The following is a 21,231-nucleotide window of genomic DNA, read 5'->3' as shown; positions in this document are numbered from 1 at the left end:
AGACGCTGCGCGAACGCAATCGACGGGAACCGCCAAGACTGCGACCCCCTCACCGCAAAGTGTTAAATTTAGTTACAACACGACGCGACACCAACAAACAGCAAAAAAACTTAACCAGGTTTTAAGTCGCTTAACCTATTGGATAGAACATTACTACCACGGAGAACTATTTCCGCAAGAACCAGAAGGTAGCAAAGCCTGTGACTACTGTCAGTATACAACGCGCTGCAATCGGCAAAGCCGTGCCCAAGACATTAACTCACTCGCCACTCCTGGGCAGATATCTTCTACAAATTCTACAATAGTAGAGACGAACCTACTGAATATAGCTAGCATTCAAGAAGTCAGTCTGTAAGTGACAGATAACTTTTTGATTATTATTTTATGCATTTTGATGAAAATGATGCGGTTTATGTCCGCGAAATACGAATAGATGACATAGCCCCTGTTTATCACTTGGGTGAACAGTTATTTACCAGCGATTCATATCCCTACTTATATCGTTGCTGGGATGAGTGGGAAGTTATAGGACTTTATAACACTGATCCAGAATACTGTCTGGTTGCAGAAGTTGATGAACAATTAGCAGGATTCATTTTAGGAACTATTATTACCAAAGCAAGTTGGACTTATGGATACATTCTGTGGTTAGGAGTGAGTCCTAAATTTCAGCGTCGCGGCGTAGGAGACAAGCTCGTTGATAGGGTCATAGCACGTATGATTGAAGATGGAGCACGGTTCATGTTGGTAGACACTGATCCGGCAAATAGTCCCGCTGTGAAGTTTTTCAACCGTAAGGGTTTTGGGAATGTTCGCCAGCATGTTTTCTTGTCGATGAATTTAAGCAAGCATGATTACTATGGCAGACTAATTGATTACGAACACCAGAAAGCTGAAAGGGCAGGTTACAGACGTTCTCGTCCTACTATGCGTCCTCGTAAGTCTGATGGTGTTGCAAGTGAAGTCGTATTGAATACTTTGGTGAGTGAACCTCAGATCTCGGACCAGGAAGCGCCGGTTTAACAGTTATCAGTGTGTGGCTTTGATCCGCACAAAGCAACAATAGTCTATAATCCCCGTTTTTCAAGGCGGGGAAAATTCAAATGCCAGAACAACAGTGGATTCTTGCTACAACTGAACAACCGCCAGAATCGTTTATCCAAGCGGTGAAGCAATATACACCTGCATCGGGTGGGCATTTTGCAGCGCAGTTGTTATGGCAACGAGGAATCAGAGAAAAACCACAATTAGACGCTTTTGTCAACTCACAAGCTTATCAAGCCGCGAGTCCATTTGAGTTTGGGCAAGAAATGCATCTGGCGGTGGAACGGTTGCAACAAGCACGAGATGCTGGGGAAAAAGTTGCGATTTGGGGAGATTTTGACGCTGATGGTATTACGTCTACTGCTGTATTGTGGGATGGTTTGGGACAATTTTTCGCTCAAAATACGCAGCTTGTTTATTACATTCCTAATCGCTTAACCGAATCTCATGGCTTGAATTGTCAAGGAATTGATAAGCTTGCAAAACAGGGCTTTCAGTTGATTGTGACTTGTGATACTGGCAGTACAAATATTAGTGAAATTATTTATGCTAAGCAGTTAGGTATAGATGTTATAGTGACAGACCACCACACTTTACCACCGGAACGTCCCGCTGTAACGGCAATTATTAACCCTCGTTATTTGAGCGAAACACATCAGCTGTTTCATCTTTCTGGAGTGGCGGTGGCTTACAAGTTGGTGGAAGCTTTTTATCAAACCTTACCAAATATCCCGCAACAACCGCTAGAGGATTTGTTGGATTTAGTCGCGGTTGGACTCATTGCTGATTTGGTGCAGTTGAGTGGAGATTGTCGCTACTTAGCACAGTTGGGAATTGGGCGATTGCAAGAGGATTTTAAGAAAACACCAGAGTTGAGACGGCGTCCGGGAGTCGGGCGATTGTTGGAATTATGCCAGAAAAGTGGCGATCGCCCCACAGATATCTCCTTTGGTTTAGGTCCCCGCATTAACGCCGTCAGTCGCATTCAAGGCGATGCCTCTTTTTGCGTGGAATTACTCACAAGTCGCGACCAAAAGCGTGTCCATGAACTCGCAGAAATCACAGAATTAGCAAACACTCGTCGCAAGTCTTTGCAGAAAGATGTTGCTGGGCAAGTCGCGCAAAAGCTTTCCAAAATGGACTTATCAACTACCAGCGTTATTGTTTTGGAAGACCCCCAATGGGCTGTCGGCGTTTTGGGATTAGTCGCAGGACAAGTCGCACAGGACACAGGACGCCCGACGATTCTTTTAAGTACGGAAGTAGCAGAGGAGCAGGAGAGCAATCTTTCTCCTCCTCTTCTAGCGCGGGGTTCGGCGCGTTCGATTAATTCGGTTGATTTATATCAATTAGTGAAAGACCAAGCACATTTGTTGCATCGATTTGGTGGACATCCTTATGCAGCGGGGTTAAGTCTTCCAGTAGAGAATATACCTTTATTTACACAGGCGATTAACCAGAAGTTGCGTCAATCCTTGGGAGGAGCAAACCTAACACCAACTGTACAAGCTGACTTAACTGTAACGGTAGCAGATTTGGGGAAAGATTTATTTTTGGAACTGAAGCTACTAGAACCTTGTGGAATGGGAAACCCAGTTCCCAAACTTTTGATTCAAAACTGCTGGTTTGAAAATGCTTGGCATCGCAATCAGCAAGATTCGCAAGGGAAAAAGGTACAGTACATAAAAGCGGAGTTTGATATTCGGGATGACTCGACAAGAAATCCTTTTCCTGGCGTTTGGTGGGGACACTACAAAGATGAATTACCTCCAGGAAGGTGTGACTGCATTGCTGAATTGGACTACAACACCTTTAAAAAACGCTACGAAATCCGACTTATAGCTGTACGTTCCCGGACGAACTCAGCACTAGCATCGTCATCTCAAACACTTATTATAGACTGGCGGAATATCCCAACTCCCGACTCCCGACTCCCGACTCCTCCTTTTCTCCTCAAAGAGTGTCCGACAAGTTGGGATGATTTACGTGTGTATTTGAGGCGATCGCTTCACAACCAACAACCCCTAGCACTGGCTTGGTTAAAACCTGACCCCAAACCACCTGAGCAAATCTGGCTTACTCTTGTGGGAATTGCCAAATATCTCAGTCGTACAAATCAACCTGTCACCCGTATTCAGTTATTGGAAAAACTTGGTATCAATGACCAAACTTTACTTTTAGGGTTAAGAGGTTTGAGATACTTGGGTTTCCAAATCTCACGTCAAGACCGTATGTTGGTTTTCACTCAGCACTCTACCATTGAACCAACTTTAGCAGAAGCTGCTGTGGAAAAATTTTTAGCCGCTGTCCGAGAAGAACAATTTCAGCGTAAGTATTTTGCTGAAGTTCCGTTATCGACAATTGAGGCGATAGCTAGCCCCTAAGGGGGCGCTGCGCAAACGCTGCTGCGCTAAGCGCAGATCGCATCTCAAACAGTCTTGGAGTAGTTACAAATTCTCAGTCTACCGTCTGAGATAAGTAGTTGCTTAAGCTCAAAAAATCTCACAGTGGTGTTTGCACGAGCTGCGCTATTTCTTCCCCTAAGCGAGTAAAATGATTAGGATTGAGAGTGAGCAAGATATCTACTCTAGCTTTGATAGCAGCTTGAGCAATGAGTGCATCATAAGTTCCGCCACCTGTTAGATTAAGATTTACCATTTGGGCAATTACCATCTGATAGTCATGGGTGTCGAGAGAAATGACCTCAAAGTTCTTCAAGTTTTCTACTATTAGTTGTTGAGCTAAGTAAGGAGAGATAGAGGGTTTGACAGGAAGGCGCGTCAGAACTGAATAGAGTTCTGCAAGAGTATGAGTTGCAATAAATCCTTGCAGAAGCTGTGTTTGCGCTTGTTGCAGCCACGGAAGACAAACTGAGTGTCGGGGATGACTAACTTCAAAAGCTGCTATCAATACCGAGGTATCAAACAGGGTTTTCACTACTGCAAATCAATTCCCTAATTTGCTCTTCCCGCAGTTCATCAATTGCAGTTTCCAGATTTCCTATCGGTTGTGACTCAACAACCAATGTTGAACCTAAATGATAAACATTAGACGGTTGAGTCAAAGGTGACAAAACAAGCTTATCATCCTGAATACTCAAGCTAAACTGAGTTGCGTTTGTCAGTCCCAGTTGTTCTCGTACGTTCTTAGGAATAAGAACGCGACCAAAGTTATCAAGTCTGACTATTTCCATACACAGCTATTTGAAGATATCCTAAGTCTATCGTAACGAGTATTACATCTGATTCAAAGTTTCAATTTCATCTGTATTCAACTTGATTGAAGCTGCCGCAATATTTTCTTCAACGTGAGCAATTGTTGTCGTTCCTGGAATTAAAATGATATTGGGCGCACGATGTAGCAACCATGCCAAAGCAATTTGGTTAGGTTTCACACCGTGACGATTAGCAATTGAAGCCAAAATCCCTTGTGCATTTGCTAAAGGTGCGCCTTGTTTGAGGGGATGTGCGCCAAGTGAACCGTAGGGGATAAATGCGATCGCGTGTTTGGTGCAGTAATCTAGTACATCTTCGCCATCACGTTCTGTGATACTAAAGCGATTTTGCACAGAAGCAATAGGAACTATCCGCCGCGCTTGTTCAATTTGCGCGATCGTGACATTGGATAGTCCTACATGACGAATTTTACCTTCTGACTTCAAAGTCGCTAGCATCCCTACCGACTCAGCAAATGGAACTTTTGGATCAGGACGATGTAGTTGATACAGGTCTATTTGGTCTACTCGCAGTCTTTGCAAGCTTGCTTCACAACCCCACCGCAAATTTTCTGGTCTTCCGTCGGCGCGAATGTCATCTGGTGCAGGTTTGTTAATACCACCTTTAGTTGCAATGACTACACCTTCTGGGTAGGGATGCAGTGCAGAAGCAATTAATTCTTCATTAAAACCTGGTCCGTAAGCTTCGGCTGTATCGATAAAATTAATACCTAGTTCCACTGCACGACGCAGGAGTTTCTGACCGCCTTCCCAATCCGAATAGGGACCAAAATTTCCAGGCTGTCCTGTTAGTCGCATCGCACCGTAACCGAGACGATTAACGTTTAAGTCACCTGCAATTTGAAAAGACACTGAAAAAGTAGGATCAATTTTTACAGTATTGTCCGTCATAATCTTTTACCCCTATTTGTGTTGATGAATTTGACCTGTTTTAGGTGTTTTGAAATTCTGAATAGAACTTGACGAAAGACCAGCAGCGCTAAAGTTACCAATGAAGTGGAATGGAAGAGATTTTTAATCATCTTTGTAATTCCTTTGGTTAATCAAATATAGGCACAATGGCGCTAGTACGTTTTTGATTCAATCAATTTCAAGGGTCCTGAAAACTCGATAACATTTCCGTTGTTGTCTTTAATAAAACCAACTCTGACACCTACGTTTGGATAATCTGCGGCTTCAACAAATGTCTGTACACCGCGTTGATTTAATTCAGTAAGAGCTGTATCTACATCATCAACACGAAAACAAAAATGACCGATACCTGTTGTGCGTAGAGCTTCTTCAAAATTTGACGGATTAGGCATTCCAGAACGTGACTGGCTACTGCCAACTATCTCAATCCGAAATCCACTCACATTGAGATAAGCTAATGAAGCACATCAAAATATTTTGCACGCTGCTTATGAACTGTTGATGGAAGTCGGGTATGCTCAGTTGACGATTGAAGGAGTTGCAGCGCGCGCAGGTGTTGGTAAACCAACCATTTATCGACGGTGGTCAACCAAGGCGCGTCTTATTATTGATGCTTTCTTGGCTGCAACTAACCCAGAACTCTCTTTTCCTGATACGGGTTCGGTAAAGGAGGATATACTACAGCAAATGCACAAGTTAGTCAAAGTAATAAACAGTCCACGAGGACAAGTTATTGCAACGCTGATTGGTGGAGGACAAACCGATCCGGAAATGATTGAGGCGTTTCGAGCTAATTGGTTATCACCACGTCGATTTGATTGTAGTCAGGTCATTAAAAAAGGTATAGAACGCGGGGAACTACGCTCTGATGTTGATATGGAAGCAGTCATTGACGCGCTTTACAGCCCCCTGTTTTATCGCCTGCTGTTGAAACACGCACCGTTAACTGAAGATTTTGTTGATCAGTTAATTGATGTAGTCATGTCAGGACTGAATGATCGTTTAGCGATAAGCAACAATGAAGAGCCGACGAAAAGGAAATAATATGCGACCATCCTTTTGTCGAGGATACGCTCGCGTCACACCAGCACGTAGCATTTCTTGAAATTGAAGCTTTTGCTCCTCCAATTCCAACGCTTCAAGAAAGGGACGCAGACCAGTACCACTTATCCATTGCACAATTGAATCTGGACTGTCCATGATGTGGTTATATTCTGTTTCCCAGATGTCGATTCGTGAGACCTTAGGTTGCAGCACGTCGTAATAGAAAGACGGCTTTTCATTCACCAATGCGTTTTTTGCTCTGTGCATCTTTTGTCGCCATGCCGGATCATCCGCAATTTCATACATGAGTTGATGAACGGGTGACTGAAAATGCACGGGCATCTGCACCGCTAAAACTCCATGAGGAGCAACCTGTTCCAAAAGGTGTGGAAACAGCGCGGCGTGATTTGGCACCCAGTGTAACGTAGCATTAGAAAAAACAATGTCAAATCGAGCGTCAGCCGTCCAAGTGGCAACATCTGCCAAAACCCATTTTCCTTCTGGATAAGCTTTCGATGCAGCGGCAATCATCTCTGGTGAGTTATCAAGTCCGATGATGTCCGCTTTTGACCAGTGTCGGCGAAGTATTTGGGTGCTGTTCCCTGGTCCGCATCCCAAATCGATAATCCGTTGAGGATGAGAAACGGCTATGCGTGCAACCAAATCTAATGACGGCTGCGTGCGTTCATTGGCAAATTGCAAGTAAAGGTTAGCGTCCCAAGTTAGCATCTGTATCCCTTAGAAGTTTCTTTTTGCACCTCTAGCATTGATTTTTCCAAGATGCCACTTCAATTCTAGAAGACGTTCAGGAGCATCTGTTGAAAAGTTAGTCAATGATCAATTACCTCAATTTATGCTAACGCAGGTTGAAATCCTGCTGACGTTCACATCTAAAACGCTGACGCTGCCAAAAATCCATATTCACCTCTGTTAATCTCATAACATAAACGCATTTCGGCTGAATTATCCGACTTAACCCCGCCCATAACAAGCTACGCGTCACATCTAGTCCTGTTTTCGACCAAGATTCTCGATTACCTGGCACACCTTGCTCTGGAACAATGTCTGTTTCTACCCAAATACCATGAACACCAAAAAGAATTTGTGCCATCCATTTTGCACGCGGGAAGTGTGTTTGAGAACTAATCAGCTTCACCTTGTGGACTCCCCAACGGCGCAGGATGGGAATGGAATAGTAAAAATTACCAAAGGTAGAATCCGCACACTTTTCCAACCAAACGTTTTGCATTCTCTGGGGCGCTAGGCGTTGAAAAACCAGCAAAATGCACGGATCCGGAGATCCCCGAGAAATTAAGATCGGGGTTTGCGGATATTGTTGTGCTAACTCGGCGACATAAATTTCCCGACGAATACTGCCACCGAGTATAAAAAAGGCATCTATTTGTTTGGAAGATGCAGAAATAATGGTTAGAGTATTAAAAATAACCCAGCTAAGCAATACGAGACACAACCCCAAAGCGAGTTTTTGTAAAAATTGCCGCCTTCTGTGGAATCGCTCTGACACTGAATTAGGTCGGTTGTTTGTCACTTTAGGTTTGTGCTCGGTACTCAATACAAGCTTTTTTGTATAATCAGCAATACCAGTTGAAGCAGCGAAGTACACATTTTCATAAGAAGGGTTAACTCTATGAATGATGGGGTGTACTATAAAACTCCTCCAAAAATTTTTGCTCAGCTACGTAGAGTTTATCTTCACTGTTCACTGTTCCCTGTTCACTGTTCCCTGTTCCCTGTTCCCTGTTCCCTGTTCCCTGTTCCCTGTTCCCTGTTCCCTTTGCTATAAGTCCTATTTTAAGCAATTTTGCCGGATTGGATAGCACTGCTGATGAAACTATCATATGGTGGCACTTAGCTAGCGGGAGAAGTAAGCTAAAGTAAAGAAGCTGTTTGAACAATATGCAGTTTTCTCAAAAAACATCAAGGAAAAGTGATGAACAAAGCATAATTAGGAAGAAAAACTTATAAATTCCTGCAAAGTCAGATTGCTACACTGTCAACAATACAATTATTCTAGTCAAGATACATGAATCGATCTGCGAAACGTTACTCGCCGCTCCAAGTAGCTTTTATTAGCGGAGCAATCGCCTCAACCGCTACGTTATCCGCTTTTGGCCCAGTTTGGTGTCGTTCTGTGCGTGCAGCTCTGCAAGATAGCCCAAAAGCAGTAGTCGATAACGTCTGGCAATTAGTAAATCGCGAATATGTTGATGGCTCATTTAATAAACAAAATTGGGTAGCAGTGAGACAGAGTCTGCTGAGCAAAGACTATACGAACCGTGAGGATGCATACACTGCCGTCCGTCAAGCATTAGAAAAGTTGGGTGATCCTTACACTCGATTTATGGATCCCAAACAGTATGAAGCTTTAACCAACCAAACATCTGGGGAAGTCTCTGGAATTGGCATTCGGATGGAATTGAACGAGCAAACCAAAAGGCTCACCGTTATCGAAGCCATAGAAAATTCCCCTGCACTGAAAGCGGGTATTAAAGCTGGGGACTGGATTGTGGCAATTGACGGCAAACCCACAAGCCAAATGAAAGTAGAAGATGCCTCAAAGCTGATTCGCGGGAAAGCAGGGACTAAGTTGACTTTGCGGCTAGGAAGAGATGGGCAAAATGCTTTTAATGTGAATTTGACACGGGCAAGTATTGAAGTGCCGACAGTGCGTTACACCTTAAAGCAAGAAGGCGATCGCCGCATTGGCTATATCCGCCTGCGCGAGTTCAGTGCCCATGCTTCAACTCAGATGCGACGAGCCATCCGCGATTTAAATGGCAAGCAAGTCGATGCCTTTGTATTGGATCTACGTGCAAACCCAGGCGGTTTGTTGCAGGCGAGTATCGAAATTGCCCGGATGTGGATGGATAATGGGGCGATCGTCAAGACTGTAGACCGTGTGGGAGGTAGTGACGAAATGAAAGCAAATCGTACTGCTATCACAAAACGCCCTCTGGCGATACTAGTGGATGGCAATTCAGCCAGTGCTAGCGAAATCCTCACAGGCGCACTCAAGGATAATAACCGAGCGGTAGTTGTTGGCGGTCAAACCTTTGGCAAAGCCTTAGTACAGTCGGTTCATGAACTTGCAGATGGTTCTGGCGTAGCTATTACCATAGCTCATTATTACACTCCCAAGGGCACAGATATCAACCACAAGGGGATTGCGCCAGATATCAAGTTAGACCTGACAGAGGCACAACAGCGTCAACTCGCAGCAAATCCAAATTTGATCGGAACTAAGAGTGACCCCCAATACGCGCGTGCGCTAGCAGCTCTATCTAGTAACAACTTTGCTCAACCTACACAACAAAATCGACCGTTGCAGCAACAACCAATGAGTAATAGCGCGGTAGATCTAAAACTTTAGCTAAACTTCGGTGATTTTGGATTGGAAATATTGGATAAAGGACTAGTTGGTAAGTAGTAGTGAGTGCTTAGCTGTTAATAAAATAACCCACAGTCCTCAATTCTTAATCCAAAATCTCAAAACTATGAATCATGAACCAGTTGAAAGAACCACTAATACCTTCTTGCCAAAGGTATCGGTGGTTATACCTGTTTATAACGGTGAGGCAGATTTACCAGAGTTGCTGTGTTGTCTATCGGCTCAAACTTACCCAAAACACCAGGTAGAGTATTTGCTGGTAGATAATAACAGTGGCGATCGCACTTTTGCCTTACTCCAACAAGCAAGCGAAAATAGCCAAATCACAATTCGTCCTAAAAGCGAGAACCAGATCCAAAGTTCCTATGCCGCCCGTAACGCTGGCATTCGTGCCGCAACTGGTGAGATACTTGCTTTTACCGATGCAGATTGTCGTCCAGAACCAGAATGGTTAGATTCATTAATTGCTCCTTTTGTCAACCAAGATATTGTCCTTGTCGCTGGTGAGATTTTGGCGCTACCAGGAAAAACCCTGCTAGAACAGCACGCAGAGCGCCAAGAAACCCTCTCACAAAAGCACACTCTTGCTCATCCCTTCTGTCCCTACGGTCAAACAGCAAATTTAGCAATTCGACGCCAAGCTTTGGAACAAGTAGGTTTGTTTCGTCCTTACCTAACCAGTGGTGGTGATGCTGATATGTGTTGGCGAATTTTGCAACAAAAAATTGGACGTTTGGAATTTGCCCCCAATGCAGTTGTCAAGCACCGCCACCGCGCCACACTTAAGGAACTAGAAAGTCAATGGCGGCGCTATGGACGCTCAAATCGCTATTTGCATGAACTTCACGGCGTGGATTTAATGCGGGATATCACACTCAGCGAATGCTTCTATCGTTTGGGACGCTGGTTGTTGAAAGAACTACCAAAAGACAGTGTGAAAGCTTTAGCAGGAAAAGCCAGCCTTGTAGATTTAGTGAGTACTCCTATTGGATTGTACACAGCTCGCGCACGTGCGGCTGGGCAAAGGGAAGCGAAGTTGCCGGAGAATGCCAAGATAATTGAGCAGTGGTAAGGCATCGGAGATATCGCGGTTCTCATTTGAATCAGATACACCACCACGAATCATGTAGAAACGTTACATGTAACGTCTCTACAGTTGTGTATTGCACGCAACACCAGAACCGCTATATAATACCTAACCCAAATGGTAAAATCTCGAACAGTCTAGTACAACGAATCGATAAACAACAAATGAAGCTGCATGCTGGCTGGCGTCTTCAAGTTTTGATCTTTATAACTGCTTTTGCAATTCTGGTTTCCAGAAGACCAGATGCACTTTTCAATGCACAATTTTGGGCTGAAGATGGCAAGTGCTGGTATGCTGAGGCTTACAACCTCGGGATGATCCAATCCCTGGTTTTGCCTAAGGGTGGCTACTTCCAAACTATTTCCAGGCTGACGGCTGCTTTTGTGCAATTTTTCCCACTGGTATGGGCACCTTTCATCTTTAATCTAACTGCAATTGTTATTCAGATTCTGCCAGTTAATCTTATCGCTTCGGTGCGCTTCTCGCAGTTAATACCGAACCTTCAGACTAGGTTGTTTTTGGGACTTCTGTATTTAGCTTTACCCAACTCTTTTGAAACTCATGCCAACATCACTAATTCACACTGGCACTTAGCAATACTAGCCTGCATGGTCGTGTTAGCAACACCCAGCCGCCTTCTAGTATGGAAAGTTTTTGACCTCGCAGTCATCTTGTTGTCAGGATTAAGTGGACCTTTCTCGGTTTTGCTCGCTCCCATTGCTGCAATCATTTGGTGGTTACGTCGTAAGAGATGGTCATTTATTTTACTCTTAGGTTTAAGTGCAGGTGCTGTGGTTCAGGGCATAGCTATTCTACTAACTGGACATTCTAGCCGTGTTCATACTCCTTTAGGGGCTACACCAAACCTATTCGCCAAAATCCTTGCGAGTCAAGTCTTCTTAGCTGCTTTGATTGGACAAAAAGGGAGTAAATTGATCAGCTCTATTTCTTTTGGGTATAGCATAATAGCGATTTTAATCGCTGTCGCTGGAAGCGCCGCATTCGTTTACTGCCTTCTGAAAGCCCCTTTAGAACTTCGACTTTTCTCTATCTTTGCTGCTGGAGTTTTTGGTATGTCGCTTTTGTCTCCAGTAGTCAGCGAAACTGTACCTCAGTGGTGGCTTCTGTGGCGTCCTGGAACTGGTGTTCGGTACTGGTTTATACCTATGCTTGCTTTTGTGACAATATTAACTTGGCTATTGGGTGCAACAAGACCGCGTCAGCTACAGTTAATCGCTAGAATTGCTCTGGTGATTATGCTTGCTGGTATTGTAGTAGACTGGCGTTATCCTACATTTGTTGACTTAAACTTCAAGAACTATTCAAGGCAGTTTGTTGAAGCACCAACAGGAATAATGGTGACAATTCCTATTAATCCACCAGGTTGGTTTATGGAACTTATTAAGCATTAGCGACATCACTACAAGCAAGGAATCTTGCCGTGACTGATAATATTTTCCGCACACTAGTTGCACTGTATGATCCACTGCCATTGAGCGATCGCCTTTTTGTCCGCACTCGCTTACTTTTGAGCAATTTATACCAGTTAGAGTCTTACGTACCAAAGGAGGGTAGAATTCTTGATATAGGTTGTGGTCACGGTTTACTGAGTAACTTACTAGCCATCACCAGTCCCCAGCGACAGGTACTTGGCATTGACATTGACGCGAAAAAAATTGCCGCTGCACAAGGTACTGTTGGCGACAGAGGTAACATCCAATTTCAAGTTGGTGACGCCGCTGTTTTGCCAGGTACTTCCTTCCACGCTGTCACTATTGCCGATGTTATGTACCTGATTCCCCCTGACATCCAACGTGCGATTCTGACAAGTATTGCTTGTGCTTTGGAACCAAACGGTGTACTGATTTGGAAAACCCAAAGCCATCGCCCCCAGTGGAAATATACTATAACCTACGCCCAAGAATGGCTCATGACTAAGCTTGGTCCTACCAAAGGTGCTGGTATATTTTTTATGGACTGCGAAGAATCGATCCAAGCTATTCGTAATGCTGGGTTAGATCCAACTGTCGTGCCTATGCCTTCACGCCGTCCTTACAGTGATATTCTTTTCCTTGGTTGTAAGTCGAATAAGAATTCTTTAAGCCAGAATGAATCCTGATTTCTGAGTTCTTTATGAGTCGCACATCCAAAAAACGAGTATTTTGTAGTCGTCACGACACTTTTTCCAAAATCTGATTTTTTAACCTATTAACTAATCGAAATAACCTTGGTATGCTGAGTAGGAATAAATATATCCTCTAGTCGCATAACCATACATAGATATGGCCATGCGTTAGTCAGCTGTTGATTTTTTTCCCACTAGAATGCCCTAGCGTCAGGAATCCAACGCACAAAAAGTGTAATTTAAATGCCCGACAGCTGAGTTGGATGTATTTAATATGTGAGGAGTGCTTGAGAATAATGAACACAATTTCCATAATTGTGCCCGTTTATAACGAGGCACAATGTATCGTTTCTACCTTTTATTCCGTTCTCAAATTCGCTGTCAATAAACCTTGGTACGATTTTATATTTGTTGACGATGGCTCAACTGATGGAACTAGAGAAATCTTAGAAAGTCAAATCAAACTATTGAACAATAAGCAGATTTCATTACTTTCTTATGAAGCTCATCGTGGCAAAGGATATGCAGTCAAAACCGGAGTTTTATATGCAGATGGCGATTATATTTGCTTTTTAGATGGAGATTTAGCTTACTCTTTAGACCACCTTGATTTGATGGTAGCAAAACTAGCATATTTTGATATTGTCATTGGCTGTAGAAATCTCACGGCAGAAAAAAACAACGGGTTCAAATTTCTGAGAAGACTGGCTGGTCGAATATTTAATTTCATATCGAGAAGTCTTTTAAATTTGAAATTTACCGATATGCAAGCCGGAATCAAAGGATTTGAAAAATATGCAGCTAAAGATTTATTTAAAACTCAAATCATCCCTGGATTTGCCTTTGATGTAGAGTTGCTATATTTAGCCAAAAAGAAAAGATATACTATTGGCGAAATTCCAGTTGTCGTATCTAAGAAACATTTACAGAAAAAATCAAAAGTAAATTTATTCAAGCATTCAATAGAAATGCTATTTAATTTATTGCAAATAGTCTACTATGATTTGATCCTAAAAAAGTATGAATAGTCTGATTTTATTAAGCTTCGATTTAGAAGAATTTGATCTTCCAGAAGAATACGGTGAAAAAGTTGAAGAAAGAGTCAAATTTGAAGTTTCTTACAAAGGATTAACAGAAATTATTCAAATTTTGACAATATTGAACATAAAAGCCACTTTTTTTGTCACAGCCAGATTTGCTATCTATTACAAAGCGCTCATCCAAGAAATTTCCCAAAAACATGAAATTGCTTCTCATGGTTTCGACCATTGCAATTTTAGATTAGAAGATTTAAAAAAGTCACGGCAAACCTTGGAAGAAATAACCAGCCAGAAAGTTCTTGGTTTCAGGATGCCTAGACTGAAAAAAGTAGATGATACAGAAATAGCAAAAGCAGGATACAAATATAACTCGTCAATGAATCCTACTTACATCCCAGGAAGATACAATAACTTTTTCAAACCTAGAACAGCCTATTACTCAAACAACTTAGTTAATATTCCAGTTTCAGTGACACCGCTGCTCAGATTTCCCTTGTTCTGGTTGAGTTTTAAAAATTTTCCCTTATCATTAATCAAATTAGCTTCTCGACTGACTCTGAAAAATGACCATTACATAAGCCTTTATTTTCATCCGTGGGAATTTACTGATATTACCCAGTTTCATCTACCTAATTATATCACTAAATACTCCGGTAAAGAAATGGTTGAGCGTTTGGAAAAATATTTAATATGGCTGCAAACTCAAGGGGAATTTGTTTACTTTTCGGAGTTTTATGAAACCATCAGAAGATAGAAATTACAAGCTTGCTGATTATTTATCTCGTTCTAGCGATCGCTATTCTTTAACCAAGTACAAAATTTTAAGGAACTGGTTACCTCAAGCACCAAAAATGCGAGTTTTAAATGCGGGATGTGGTTCTGGAGAAATGAACATCTTGCTATCGCAAAACTCAACTTGGCAAGTAGACGCTTTGGATGTAGACACAGAAGCTATCAGGCTTTCACAAAAGTTAAAACTAGAGAATAATATAAAAAATCTCAACCTTTATCACACGACTATTGAAGACTACACAGCACCAGAAAAATACGATATTATCATTTCTAATGATGTATTAGAACATATTGAAGATGACCAGGCAGTGATAAAAAAGTTTTCAGATATACTCAAACCAGATGGATTAATAGGTATTTCTGTACCGGCTTTACAATGGCTCTTTGGTTATCACGATGAAATGCTTGCTCATTATCGCCGCTATCATCGCAAAGAATTAATCAAGAAATTATCTGTTTACTTCAATGTCAGTAAATGCCGTTATTTCGGAGCAAGTCTTATTCCCGTTGCCTTATTTTATAGTCGCTGGTTACGCAAACCTTACCCAGTAGGCGAACTAGAGAGCGAGTCAGTAAAGACAAAAATCTTAGAAAATTTACTGGGATTTGAGTCTAAAGTCTCTTTCCCTCTTGGCATCTCACTAATAGCGTTAGCAACAACAAAAAAGCTATGTCTAAAGTAACCATTCCCCCCAAATTCTATTCGTGGGCTTTCAGCAGCACCTTAACTACCAACAATCGCAGTATGATGTGGGCATTCTAAGCCTTTAACTAGCGCCAGAAACCACTAGCAACGCTGCTAGACGCACCACTCGCTACGAATGAAAGAAACACCTTTTTCCCTTACACCCTCACCCCCTTCGCTTAATTCAAAATTCAAAATTCAAAATTCGTCTTGGAAAGTTTGCTACGGAGGGAAACCCTCCTGGCAACTTTCCGCAAAATTCAAAATTGACTGTTTTACAGTATTTATAAATTGCATAAGACAGTAGCAGTAATGATTGGATTAAAAACACTAACAACTACTCAGTTATCAGCTTGGGTGCAACAAGCCAAACTATTAACACATCAAGGACAAGTTGCTAAGCGTATTTCCCAATTAGCTTTGGCTAATCCCGATTTATTTGCAGTTTACATCTGCTGTGGAACTGGGGGAACTTTTAGCCAAGGCGATACGGATTATATTTTCCCCCTCATGAGCGCGATTAAGCCGTTTTCGCTTTTGTATCTACTTGAACTTGTAGGAGCAGAAAGAGTTTTTCAGTGGCTTGGGTTCGAGCCATCGGATGCTCCCTTCAATTCTTTAGAGCAACTGGTCGCTGATCATGGACGACCGCGCAATCCTATGATTAATAGTGGGGCAATTACCGTTGCCGATAAGTTACCAGGAAAAGATGCGATCGCTCGCACTCAGCAGCTGTCTAATTGGCTAAACCAACTTGCTGGTTGTCACCTCAAGTTGGATGAAGTTATGCTCGCTTCTGTCCGCTCAAGTAACTCCCAAGCTAATCAAGCCATTACGCAATATCTTGCAAAAGCTGGGTCTGTAAAGAATCCAGACATAGCTCTTGACACTTATGAACAAATATGCTGTCTATCTGGTCAAGTGGAAGATTTAGCCCGTTTGGGTTTGCTTTTGGCGTGTGAGTGTGAATTCATCAAACCGCAGCATCGCCGTATTGTCAACTCGCTGATGTTAACTTGTGGGTTGTATAAAGCTTCTTCGCAGTATGCTTTACAGATTGGTTTGCCAATGAAATCGGGTATCAGTGGCGCACTCTTGGCGGTAGTACCAGGTGAAGGGGCTGTTGCTTGCTACAGTCCTGCCTTGGATAGTACAGGTAATTCTGTAGGGGCGATCGCCTTTGTTGAAGCTTTATCTCAAGGGTTGCAGTTGAGTATATTTGGCTAGCAGCCCAAAACTTTTATCAGTTATCAGTTACCAGTTATCAGTTATCGTTTTCTTCCCTGTTCACTGTTCACTGTTTGAATGTGCCTTTTGGATTTCCTCGGTTTGCTTTTCGGGTGTCGGCGTTACCTCTGATTTAGGTTCTGCTGTGATTTCTGGTTGCGGCACCATTGATTCTGGTGCAGGGGACTCAATAATCTCCGGTAAGGTTGGAGGTAAGCCAGGTGTTGTTTCAACTGGTGCTTCTGGAGTTGGTTTTTTGTCTGGCTGACGATTGAAATACCGACTGAATCTCGATTTTTTTTCTGGGTCTTGAGTAACTTTTTCTGGTACGGGCGTTAACTCAGGTTCTGGTTGGGGTGTCTCAATAACCTCTGGGAAAGTGGGAGACAAGCCAGGAGTTGGTTCAACTGTTGCTTCTGGAGTAGGTATTTTATCTGTCCGACGCTCGAACCGATTAAAAAAGTCTCCTGATTTAGGTTTTTCTGGCTGTGTTTGAGGTACTGATCCAGATTCAGGAACAGGCTGTTTTTCTTCCTTTAGTTGTGTTTGGGGTGTTTTTTCAACGCTGGGCGTTAAGGTTGGGGTAGGTGTAGGTTCAGGGACGGGTTGCGTTTCTTGCTTGGGTTGTGTTTGGGGTGTTTCTTCAACACTAGGCGTTGAAGTTGGGGTGGGTGCGGGTTCAGCAGTTGGAATTTTGGCAGTATAATTCGGATCTACAATGCTGCGAACTTGATCTACTGACAGTTCTCCTCTGACAATCTTAGATAAAGTGTCTTTCCCATTGGGTTCATAAGTAATAAGTCTCACTGTGGTGTTGAAGACATTTTTTACAGGGTTTCCCTGTTCATCGAGAAACTCAAGTTTTACCCAATTTTTACCTGGCTTAAAGCCTTTGAGGTAAACGGCTTGCCAGCGATCTAAAACAAAACTTTCATCATTAATTGTGCAGCGAATGCGCCAATCTGCTATGTCGTCATCAGGGTTTTCTGTGGCAACTAAATGCAATGGAGCGTTAGTAAGGTAAAAGTCGAGTAGAATTGGTTCTGCACCATAGCTGCCTTTGGGATGACTGTATGTTAACAGTGGCTTAGCTGGATCGGGGTTGTTGTCGTCAGTTTTGGTGACGACGTGAAATGTTGTCTGAGCGTAAGCACCTTCATTTTTAAAGCTTTCGTCCCAAGGACGAGAGGCAAAGACGCGTAGGGTATGGGTACCTGGTGACAAATCTGGCAAAACCAGGGGATTATTCAGATTATATACGGCTATTAATGGTTGATTATCGAGAATGACCTGTAAATGAGGACCAAGCTCTAGTTTTGGGTCTTTATATATCGGTAAGTCTTTAACTTGAAAGCGAACAGTGACTGTGTCGTCTTCAAGGATTTCATCCTGTTTAGGAGTCACTATTGTTACTTGTGGCTGATAAACTTCCAAGGCTGAGCGCAGTTCTTGGATTGTTGCTGGAGGGGAAACTTCTGAGATTTGCTTTGAAAGTTGAGCTTTTGGTTGCAAGCTGCCAGACGGTTCTTGGCTAACGGCTTTCTCTCCACAACTGGTCAAACTTAATACCAGCACCGATGCCATCACCAATCTGAGTATAGCAGTTGCGGTCTTTTGCCACAAGTTCATGCTTTTCACCCAGTGATACTCCTACTACAACTGACTAAATAATTTTGGCTCAAACTGTCCACTGGACACTATAGCCCAAAAGGAGATTTATTCGTAGACATTGTGTCCAGAAATCAGTAATGTGATTTTTTCCATATTAAGTTTTAAATCTTTTTAATGAAATTTTAATTTTTTATAGTAAGCGTTGTCTTCGTTGATTATGTGAAATGATATTAAGTAAACTTAGCAAATACTGAAAAAATAAATTTTTGTGGTATGAGCATTTCTGGAAAAAATTATTACCATTTGTAAAATAAATGAAGAGACTATTGACTTTTTGCCAAGTAGTTTTCCTGTAAAAAGTAGATTAGGCAATAGATTCGAGGATTTTGAATTATTGTTAAAAGATCTCTAACTATGTACGAGATAAGCCTTTATAATTCAACAGAAACCAATCACCACAAAAAGGTCTTCGTCGCAGCTCCAGTCATCTGTTTCTGGAAGAGGCGACTAAGGTGAACTCAAACCCTAAAGATACTAGGTGGTGTTCAATGATTCCTCAATCCCGATAAAGAGAGGAGGTCGAATGACAATTAGTCCTCCAGAGCGAGAGGAGAAAAAGGCAAGAGTAATAGTCGATAACGATCCGGTACCCACTTCATTTGAACGATGGGCAAAACCAGGACATTTCGACAGAGTTCTAGCCAAAGGTCCAAAAACGACAACATGGATTTGGAACCTACACGCGCTCGCCCACGACTTTGATACACATACAAGCGATTTAGAAGACATATCCCGCAAGATATTCGCAGCACACTTCGGTCACTTAGCCGTAGTGACCATTTGGCTGAGCGGGATGATATTCCACGGCGCTCGCTTTTCAAACTATGAAGCTTGGCTGAGCGACCCCCTCAACATCAAGCCAAGCGCTCAAGTTGTTTGGCCAATCGTTGGTCAAGACATTTTGAATGGAGATGTCGGTGGCGGTTTTCACGGTATTCAAATCACGTCCGGCTTATTCCAAATATGGCGTGGTTGGGGTATCACGAACTCATTCCAGCTTTACGTCACTGCGATTGGCGGTTTGGTATTAGCAGGCTTGTTCTTGTTTGCCGGCTGGTTCCACTACCATAAGCGCGCTCCCAAATTGGAATGGTTCCAAAATGTGGAGTCCATGCTGAATCACCATTTAGCAGTATTGCTCGGTTGTGGTTCATTGGGCTGGGCAGGACACATCATCCACGTATCTGCACCAACGAATAAGCTGCTGGATGCTGGAGTGGCAATTAAAGATGTACCGTTGCCCCACGAGTTCATTTTGAACAAAGACTTGTTGATCGAGCTGTTTCCCAGCTTTGCCAACGGTCTAGCGCCTTTCTTCACTTTGAACTGGGGTGTTTATTCAGACTTCCTCACCTTCAAGGGAGGTCTTAACCCAGTCACAGGTGGGTTGTGGCTGACAGACAATGCCCATCACCACTTGGCGATCGCGGTATTGTTTATCATCGCTGGTCACCAGTACCGTACCAACTGGGGTATTGGTCACAGCATTAGAGAGATTCTAGAAAACCACAAAGGACCTTTCACAGGTGAAGGTCACAAAGGTCTCTACGAAAACTTGACCACTTCCTGGCACGCTCAATTAGGAACTAACCTTGCTTTCTTGGGTTCGTTGACTATCATCATCGCCCACCATATGTACGCGATGCCTCCGTATCCGTACTTGGCGACAGATTACGCTACCCAACTCTGCATCTTCACTCACCATATGTGGATTGGTGGCTTCCTGATTGTTGGTGGAGCGGCTCACGCAACAATCTTCATGGTGCGGGATTACGATCCAGTGGTAAACCGGAACAACGTGCTGGAGCGGGTTCTTCGTCACAGAGATGCAATTATCTCTCACCTGAACTGGGTATGTATGTTCCTGGGCTTCCATAGCTTTGGACTGTACGTACACAACGACACAATGCGTGCCTTGGGACGTCCCCAAGATATGTTCTCGGATACGGCAATTCAGTTGCAGCCAGTATTTGCTCAGTGGGTGCAAAACCTGCACACGGTAGCTCCTGGTGCAACAGCACCCAATGCACTAGAACCTGTTAGCTACGCCTTTGGCGGCGGTATTCTGGCTGTAGGCGGCAAAGTGGCAATGATGCCCATTGCACTAGGTACGGCGGACTTCTTGATCCACCATATTCACGCCTTCCAAATCCATGTCACAGTACTAATTCTGTTGAAAGGATTCCTGTTTGCCCGTAGCTCTCGTCTGATTCCAGACAAGATGAACTTGGGCTTCCGGTTCCCCTGCGATGGTCCTGGTCGTGGCGGTACCTGTCAGGTATCTGGATGGGACCACGTATTCCTTGGTTTGTTCTGGATGTACAACACCATTTCTATTGCAATTTTCCACTTCAGCTGGAAGATGCAATCTGATGTCTGGGGAACTGTGGACGCAGATGGTACTGTGTCTCATATCACTGGTGGTAACTTTGCCCAAAGCGCTCTCACAATCAACGGCTGGTTGCGTGACTTCTTGTGGGCACAAGCTGTACAAGTGATTAACTCCTACGGCAGTGCGCTGTCAGCTTATGGTCTGCTGTTCTTGGGCGCACACTTTGTCTGGGCATTCAGCTTAATGTTCCTGTTCAGTGGCCGTGGCTACTGGCAAGAACTGATTGAGTCGATTGTTTGGGCACATAATAAACTGAAAGTAGCACCATCAATTCAGCCCCGCGCTCTTAGCATTATTCAAGGTCGGGCTGTTGGTGTGGCTCACTACCTCTTAGGAGGAATTGCTACTACCTGGGCATTCTTCCACGCACGAATCATTTCACTGGGCTAAAAATCAGGTCTTACAAGTGATGAGTTTTGAGTTTTGGGTTCAGAATAAAAACTCAGGACTCAGAACTCACAACTCAAAACTCTAAGAACCTGATGGCTGAAGGTCAGAGGACTTATCAAAACCTATGGCAACAAAATTTCCAAAATTTAGCCAGGATCTAGCACAGGATCCGACGACG

18 protein-coding genes and 2 pseudogenes are annotated in these 21,231 nt (G+C 43.2%); 13 read left to right on the top strand and 7 right to left on the bottom strand.

Annotation, left to right across the window (positions count from 1 at the left end; translation table 11 throughout):
* The 3 genes and pseudogenes from DP116_RS13450 to recJ form a co-directional block, all read left to right on the top strand.
* Nucleotides 1-355, top strand: a pseudogene (locus tag DP116_RS13450) (hypothetical protein); the annotation flags it as partial.
* A 29-nt stretch (nt 356-384) separates the two neighbouring features.
* On the top strand, nt 385-1,023 hold the full coding sequence (locus DP116_RS13445; RefSeq protein ID WP_169155671.1) for a GNAT family N-acetyltransferase: 639 nt from the start codon (nt 385-387) through the stop codon (nt 1,021-1,023).
* Between the two features lie 80 nt (nt 1,024-1,103).
* Nucleotides 1,104-3,428 (top strand): single-stranded-DNA-specific exonuclease RecJ, encoded by a 2,325-nt coding sequence (gene recJ / locus DP116_RS13440; protein WP_169155670.1) that lies wholly within the window; start codon nt 1,104-1,106, stop codon nt 3,426-3,428.
* A 118-nt stretch (nt 3,429-3,546) separates the two neighbouring features.
* Here the strand turns inward: recJ and DP116_RS13435 are convergent, their stop codons facing one another.
* The 4 genes and pseudogenes from DP116_RS13435 to DP116_RS13420 all read right to left on the bottom strand — a co-directional run.
* Nucleotides 3,547-3,981, bottom strand: coding sequence for a PIN domain-containing protein (locus tag DP116_RS13435; protein ID WP_169155669.1), 435 nt, complete (start codon nt 3,979-3,981; stop codon nt 3,547-3,549).
* Nucleotides 3,965-4,237 (bottom strand): AbrB/MazE/SpoVT family DNA-binding domain-containing protein, encoded by a 273-nt coding sequence (locus tag DP116_RS13430; protein WP_169155668.1) that lies wholly within the window; start codon nt 4,235-4,237, stop codon nt 3,965-3,967. Before DP116_RS13430 ends, DP116_RS13435 begins: the two co-directional genes overlap by 17 nt.
* Before the next feature lie 42 nt (nt 4,238-4,279).
* Nucleotides 4,280-5,170, bottom strand: a complete 891-nt coding sequence (locus tag DP116_RS13425) for an aldo/keto reductase (RefSeq protein ID WP_169155667.1) — start codon at nt 5,168-5,170, stop codon at nt 4,280-4,282.
* Nucleotides 5,171-5,343: 173 nt separating this feature from the next.
* A pseudogene (locus tag DP116_RS13420) lies at nt 5,344-5,637 on the bottom strand (VOC family protein); the annotation flags it as partial.
* A 31-nt stretch (nt 5,638-5,668) separates the two neighbouring features.
* On the opposite strand from DP116_RS13420, the gene DP116_RS13415 reads away from it, so the two are divergent.
* The gene (locus tag DP116_RS13415) at nt 5,669-6,235 is read left to right on the top strand and encodes a TetR/AcrR family transcriptional regulator (protein ID WP_246275617.1); all 567 of its coding nucleotides are present in this window, start codon (nt 5,669-5,671) and stop codon (nt 6,233-6,235) included.
* Here DP116_RS13415 and tam read toward each other — a convergent pair.
* Complete coding sequence (gene tam / locus DP116_RS13410) at nt 6,194-6,964, bottom strand: trans-aconitate 2-methyltransferase (RefSeq protein WP_169155665.1); 771 nt, start codon at nt 6,962-6,964, stop codon at nt 6,194-6,196. The two genes, DP116_RS13415 and tam, sit on opposite strands and share 42 nt — an antisense overlap.
* A 127-nt stretch (nt 6,965-7,091) precedes the next feature.
* Nucleotides 7,092-7,784 (bottom strand): ElyC/SanA/YdcF family protein, encoded by a 693-nt coding sequence (locus DP116_RS13405; protein ID WP_169155664.1) that lies wholly within the window; start codon nt 7,782-7,784, stop codon nt 7,092-7,094.
* A gap of 495 nt (nt 7,785-8,279) precedes the next feature.
* Between DP116_RS13405 and ctpB the strand changes: the two genes are divergently transcribed.
* The 8 genes from ctpB (at nt 8,280) to DP116_RS13365 (ending at nt 16,600) form a co-directional block, all read left to right on the top strand.
* Complete coding sequence (gene ctpB / locus DP116_RS13400; protein WP_169155663.1) at nt 8,280-9,626, top strand: carboxyl-terminal processing protease CtpB; 1,347 nt, start codon at nt 8,280-8,282, stop codon at nt 9,624-9,626.
* A 106-nt stretch (nt 9,627-9,732) separates the two neighbouring features.
* A complete protein-coding gene (locus DP116_RS13395; RefSeq protein ID WP_500676656.1) occupies nt 9,733-10,716 on the top strand; it encodes a glycosyltransferase family 2 protein in 984 nt (327 codons plus the stop codon).
* A gap of 179 nt (nt 10,717-10,895) precedes the next feature.
* The gene (locus DP116_RS13390; RefSeq protein WP_169155661.1) at nt 10,896-12,143 is read left to right on the top strand and encodes a hypothetical protein; all 1,248 of its coding nucleotides are present in this window, start codon (nt 10,896-10,898) and stop codon (nt 12,141-12,143) included.
* A gap of 29 nt (nt 12,144-12,172) precedes the next feature.
* Nucleotides 12,173-12,850 (top strand): methyltransferase domain-containing protein, encoded by a 678-nt coding sequence (locus tag DP116_RS13385; RefSeq protein ID WP_169155660.1) that lies wholly within the window; start codon nt 12,173-12,175, stop codon nt 12,848-12,850.
* Nucleotides 12,851-13,152: 302 nt separating this feature from the next.
* Nucleotides 13,153-13,884, top strand: a complete 732-nt coding sequence (locus tag DP116_RS13380; protein WP_169155659.1) for a glycosyltransferase — start codon at nt 13,153-13,155, stop codon at nt 13,882-13,884.
* Nucleotides 13,877-14,650 (top strand): polysaccharide deacetylase family protein, encoded by a 774-nt coding sequence (locus tag DP116_RS13375; RefSeq protein WP_169155658.1) that lies wholly within the window; start codon nt 13,877-13,879, stop codon nt 14,648-14,650. The genes DP116_RS13380 and DP116_RS13375 overlap by 8 nt, the downstream gene beginning before the upstream one ends.
* On the top strand, nt 14,631-15,371 hold the full coding sequence (locus DP116_RS13370) for a class I SAM-dependent methyltransferase (RefSeq protein ID WP_169155657.1): 741 nt from the start codon (nt 14,631-14,633) through the stop codon (nt 15,369-15,371). Before DP116_RS13375 ends, DP116_RS13370 begins: the two co-directional genes overlap by 20 nt.
* Before the next feature lie 314 nt (nt 15,372-15,685).
* Complete coding sequence (locus DP116_RS13365) at nt 15,686-16,600, top strand: glutaminase (protein ID WP_169155656.1); 915 nt, start codon at nt 15,686-15,688, stop codon at nt 16,598-16,600.
* A gap of 60 nt (nt 16,601-16,660) precedes the next feature.
* On the opposite strand, the gene DP116_RS13360 is transcribed toward DP116_RS13365, so the two are convergent.
* Entirely contained in the window at nt 16,661-18,229 is a 1,569-nt protein-coding gene (locus DP116_RS13360) for a hypothetical protein (protein WP_169155655.1), read from the bottom strand.
* A 565-nt stretch (nt 18,230-18,794) separates the two neighbouring features.
* Here DP116_RS13360 and psaA point away from each other — a divergent pair.
* The gene (psaA, locus tag DP116_RS13355) at nt 18,795-21,053 is read left to right on the top strand and encodes a photosystem I core protein PsaA (RefSeq protein ID WP_169155654.1); all 2,259 of its coding nucleotides are present in this window, start codon (nt 18,795-18,797) and stop codon (nt 21,051-21,053) included.
* Nucleotides 21,054-21,231 lie beyond the last annotated feature (178 nt).

The sequence above is a fragment of the Brasilonema bromeliae SPC951 genome (assembly GCF_012912135.1).
GTDB lineage: Bacteria > Cyanobacteriota > Cyanobacteriia > Cyanobacteriales > Nostocaceae > Brasilonema > Brasilonema bromeliae.
This window is presented reverse-complemented; position numbering and strand designations above follow the sequence as displayed.

What these genes read in the sequence shown, in the direction of transcription:
- DP116_RS13445 (WP_169155671.1), top strand. Translation starts at nt 385, where the DNA reads ATGCATTTTGATGAAAATGATGCGGTTTATGTCCGCGAAATACGAATA.
- DP116_RS13430 (WP_169155668.1), bottom strand. Translation starts at nt 4,237, where the DNA reads ATGGAAATAGTCAGACTTGATAACTTTGGTCGCGTTCTTATTCCTAAG.
- DP116_RS13380 (WP_169155659.1), top strand. Translation starts at nt 13,153, where the DNA reads ATGAACACAATTTCCATAATTGTGCCCGTTTATAACGAGGCACAATGT.
- DP116_RS13425 (WP_169155667.1), bottom strand. Translation starts at nt 5,170, where the DNA reads ATGACGGACAATACTGTAAAAATTGATCCTACTTTTTCAGTGTCTTTT.
- DP116_RS13365 (WP_169155656.1), top strand. Translation starts at nt 15,686, where the DNA reads ATGATTGGATTAAAAACACTAACAACTACTCAGTTATCAGCTTGGGTG.
- psaA (WP_169155654.1), top strand. Translation starts at nt 18,795, where the DNA reads ATGACAATTAGTCCTCCAGAGCGAGAGGAGAAAAAGGCAAGAGTAATA.
- recJ (WP_169155670.1), top strand. Translation starts at nt 1,104, where the DNA reads ATGCCAGAACAACAGTGGATTCTTGCTACAACTGAACAACCGCCAGAA.
- DP116_RS13370 (WP_169155657.1), top strand. Translation starts at nt 14,631, where the DNA reads ATGAAACCATCAGAAGATAGAAATTACAAGCTTGCTGATTATTTATCT.
- DP116_RS13360 (WP_169155655.1), bottom strand. Translation starts at nt 18,229, where the DNA reads ATGAACTTGTGGCAAAAGACCGCAACTGCTATACTCAGATTGGTGATG.
- DP116_RS13390 (WP_169155661.1), top strand. Translation starts at nt 10,896, where the DNA reads ATGAAGCTGCATGCTGGCTGGCGTCTTCAAGTTTTGATCTTTATAACT.
- tam (WP_169155665.1), bottom strand. Translation starts at nt 6,964, where the DNA reads ATGCTAACTTGGGACGCTAACCTTTACTTGCAATTTGCCAATGAACGC.
- ctpB (WP_169155663.1), top strand. Translation starts at nt 8,280, where the DNA reads ATGAATCGATCTGCGAAACGTTACTCGCCGCTCCAAGTAGCTTTTATT.
- DP116_RS13375 (WP_169155658.1), top strand. Translation starts at nt 13,877, where the DNA reads ATGAATAGTCTGATTTTATTAAGCTTCGATTTAGAAGAATTTGATCTT.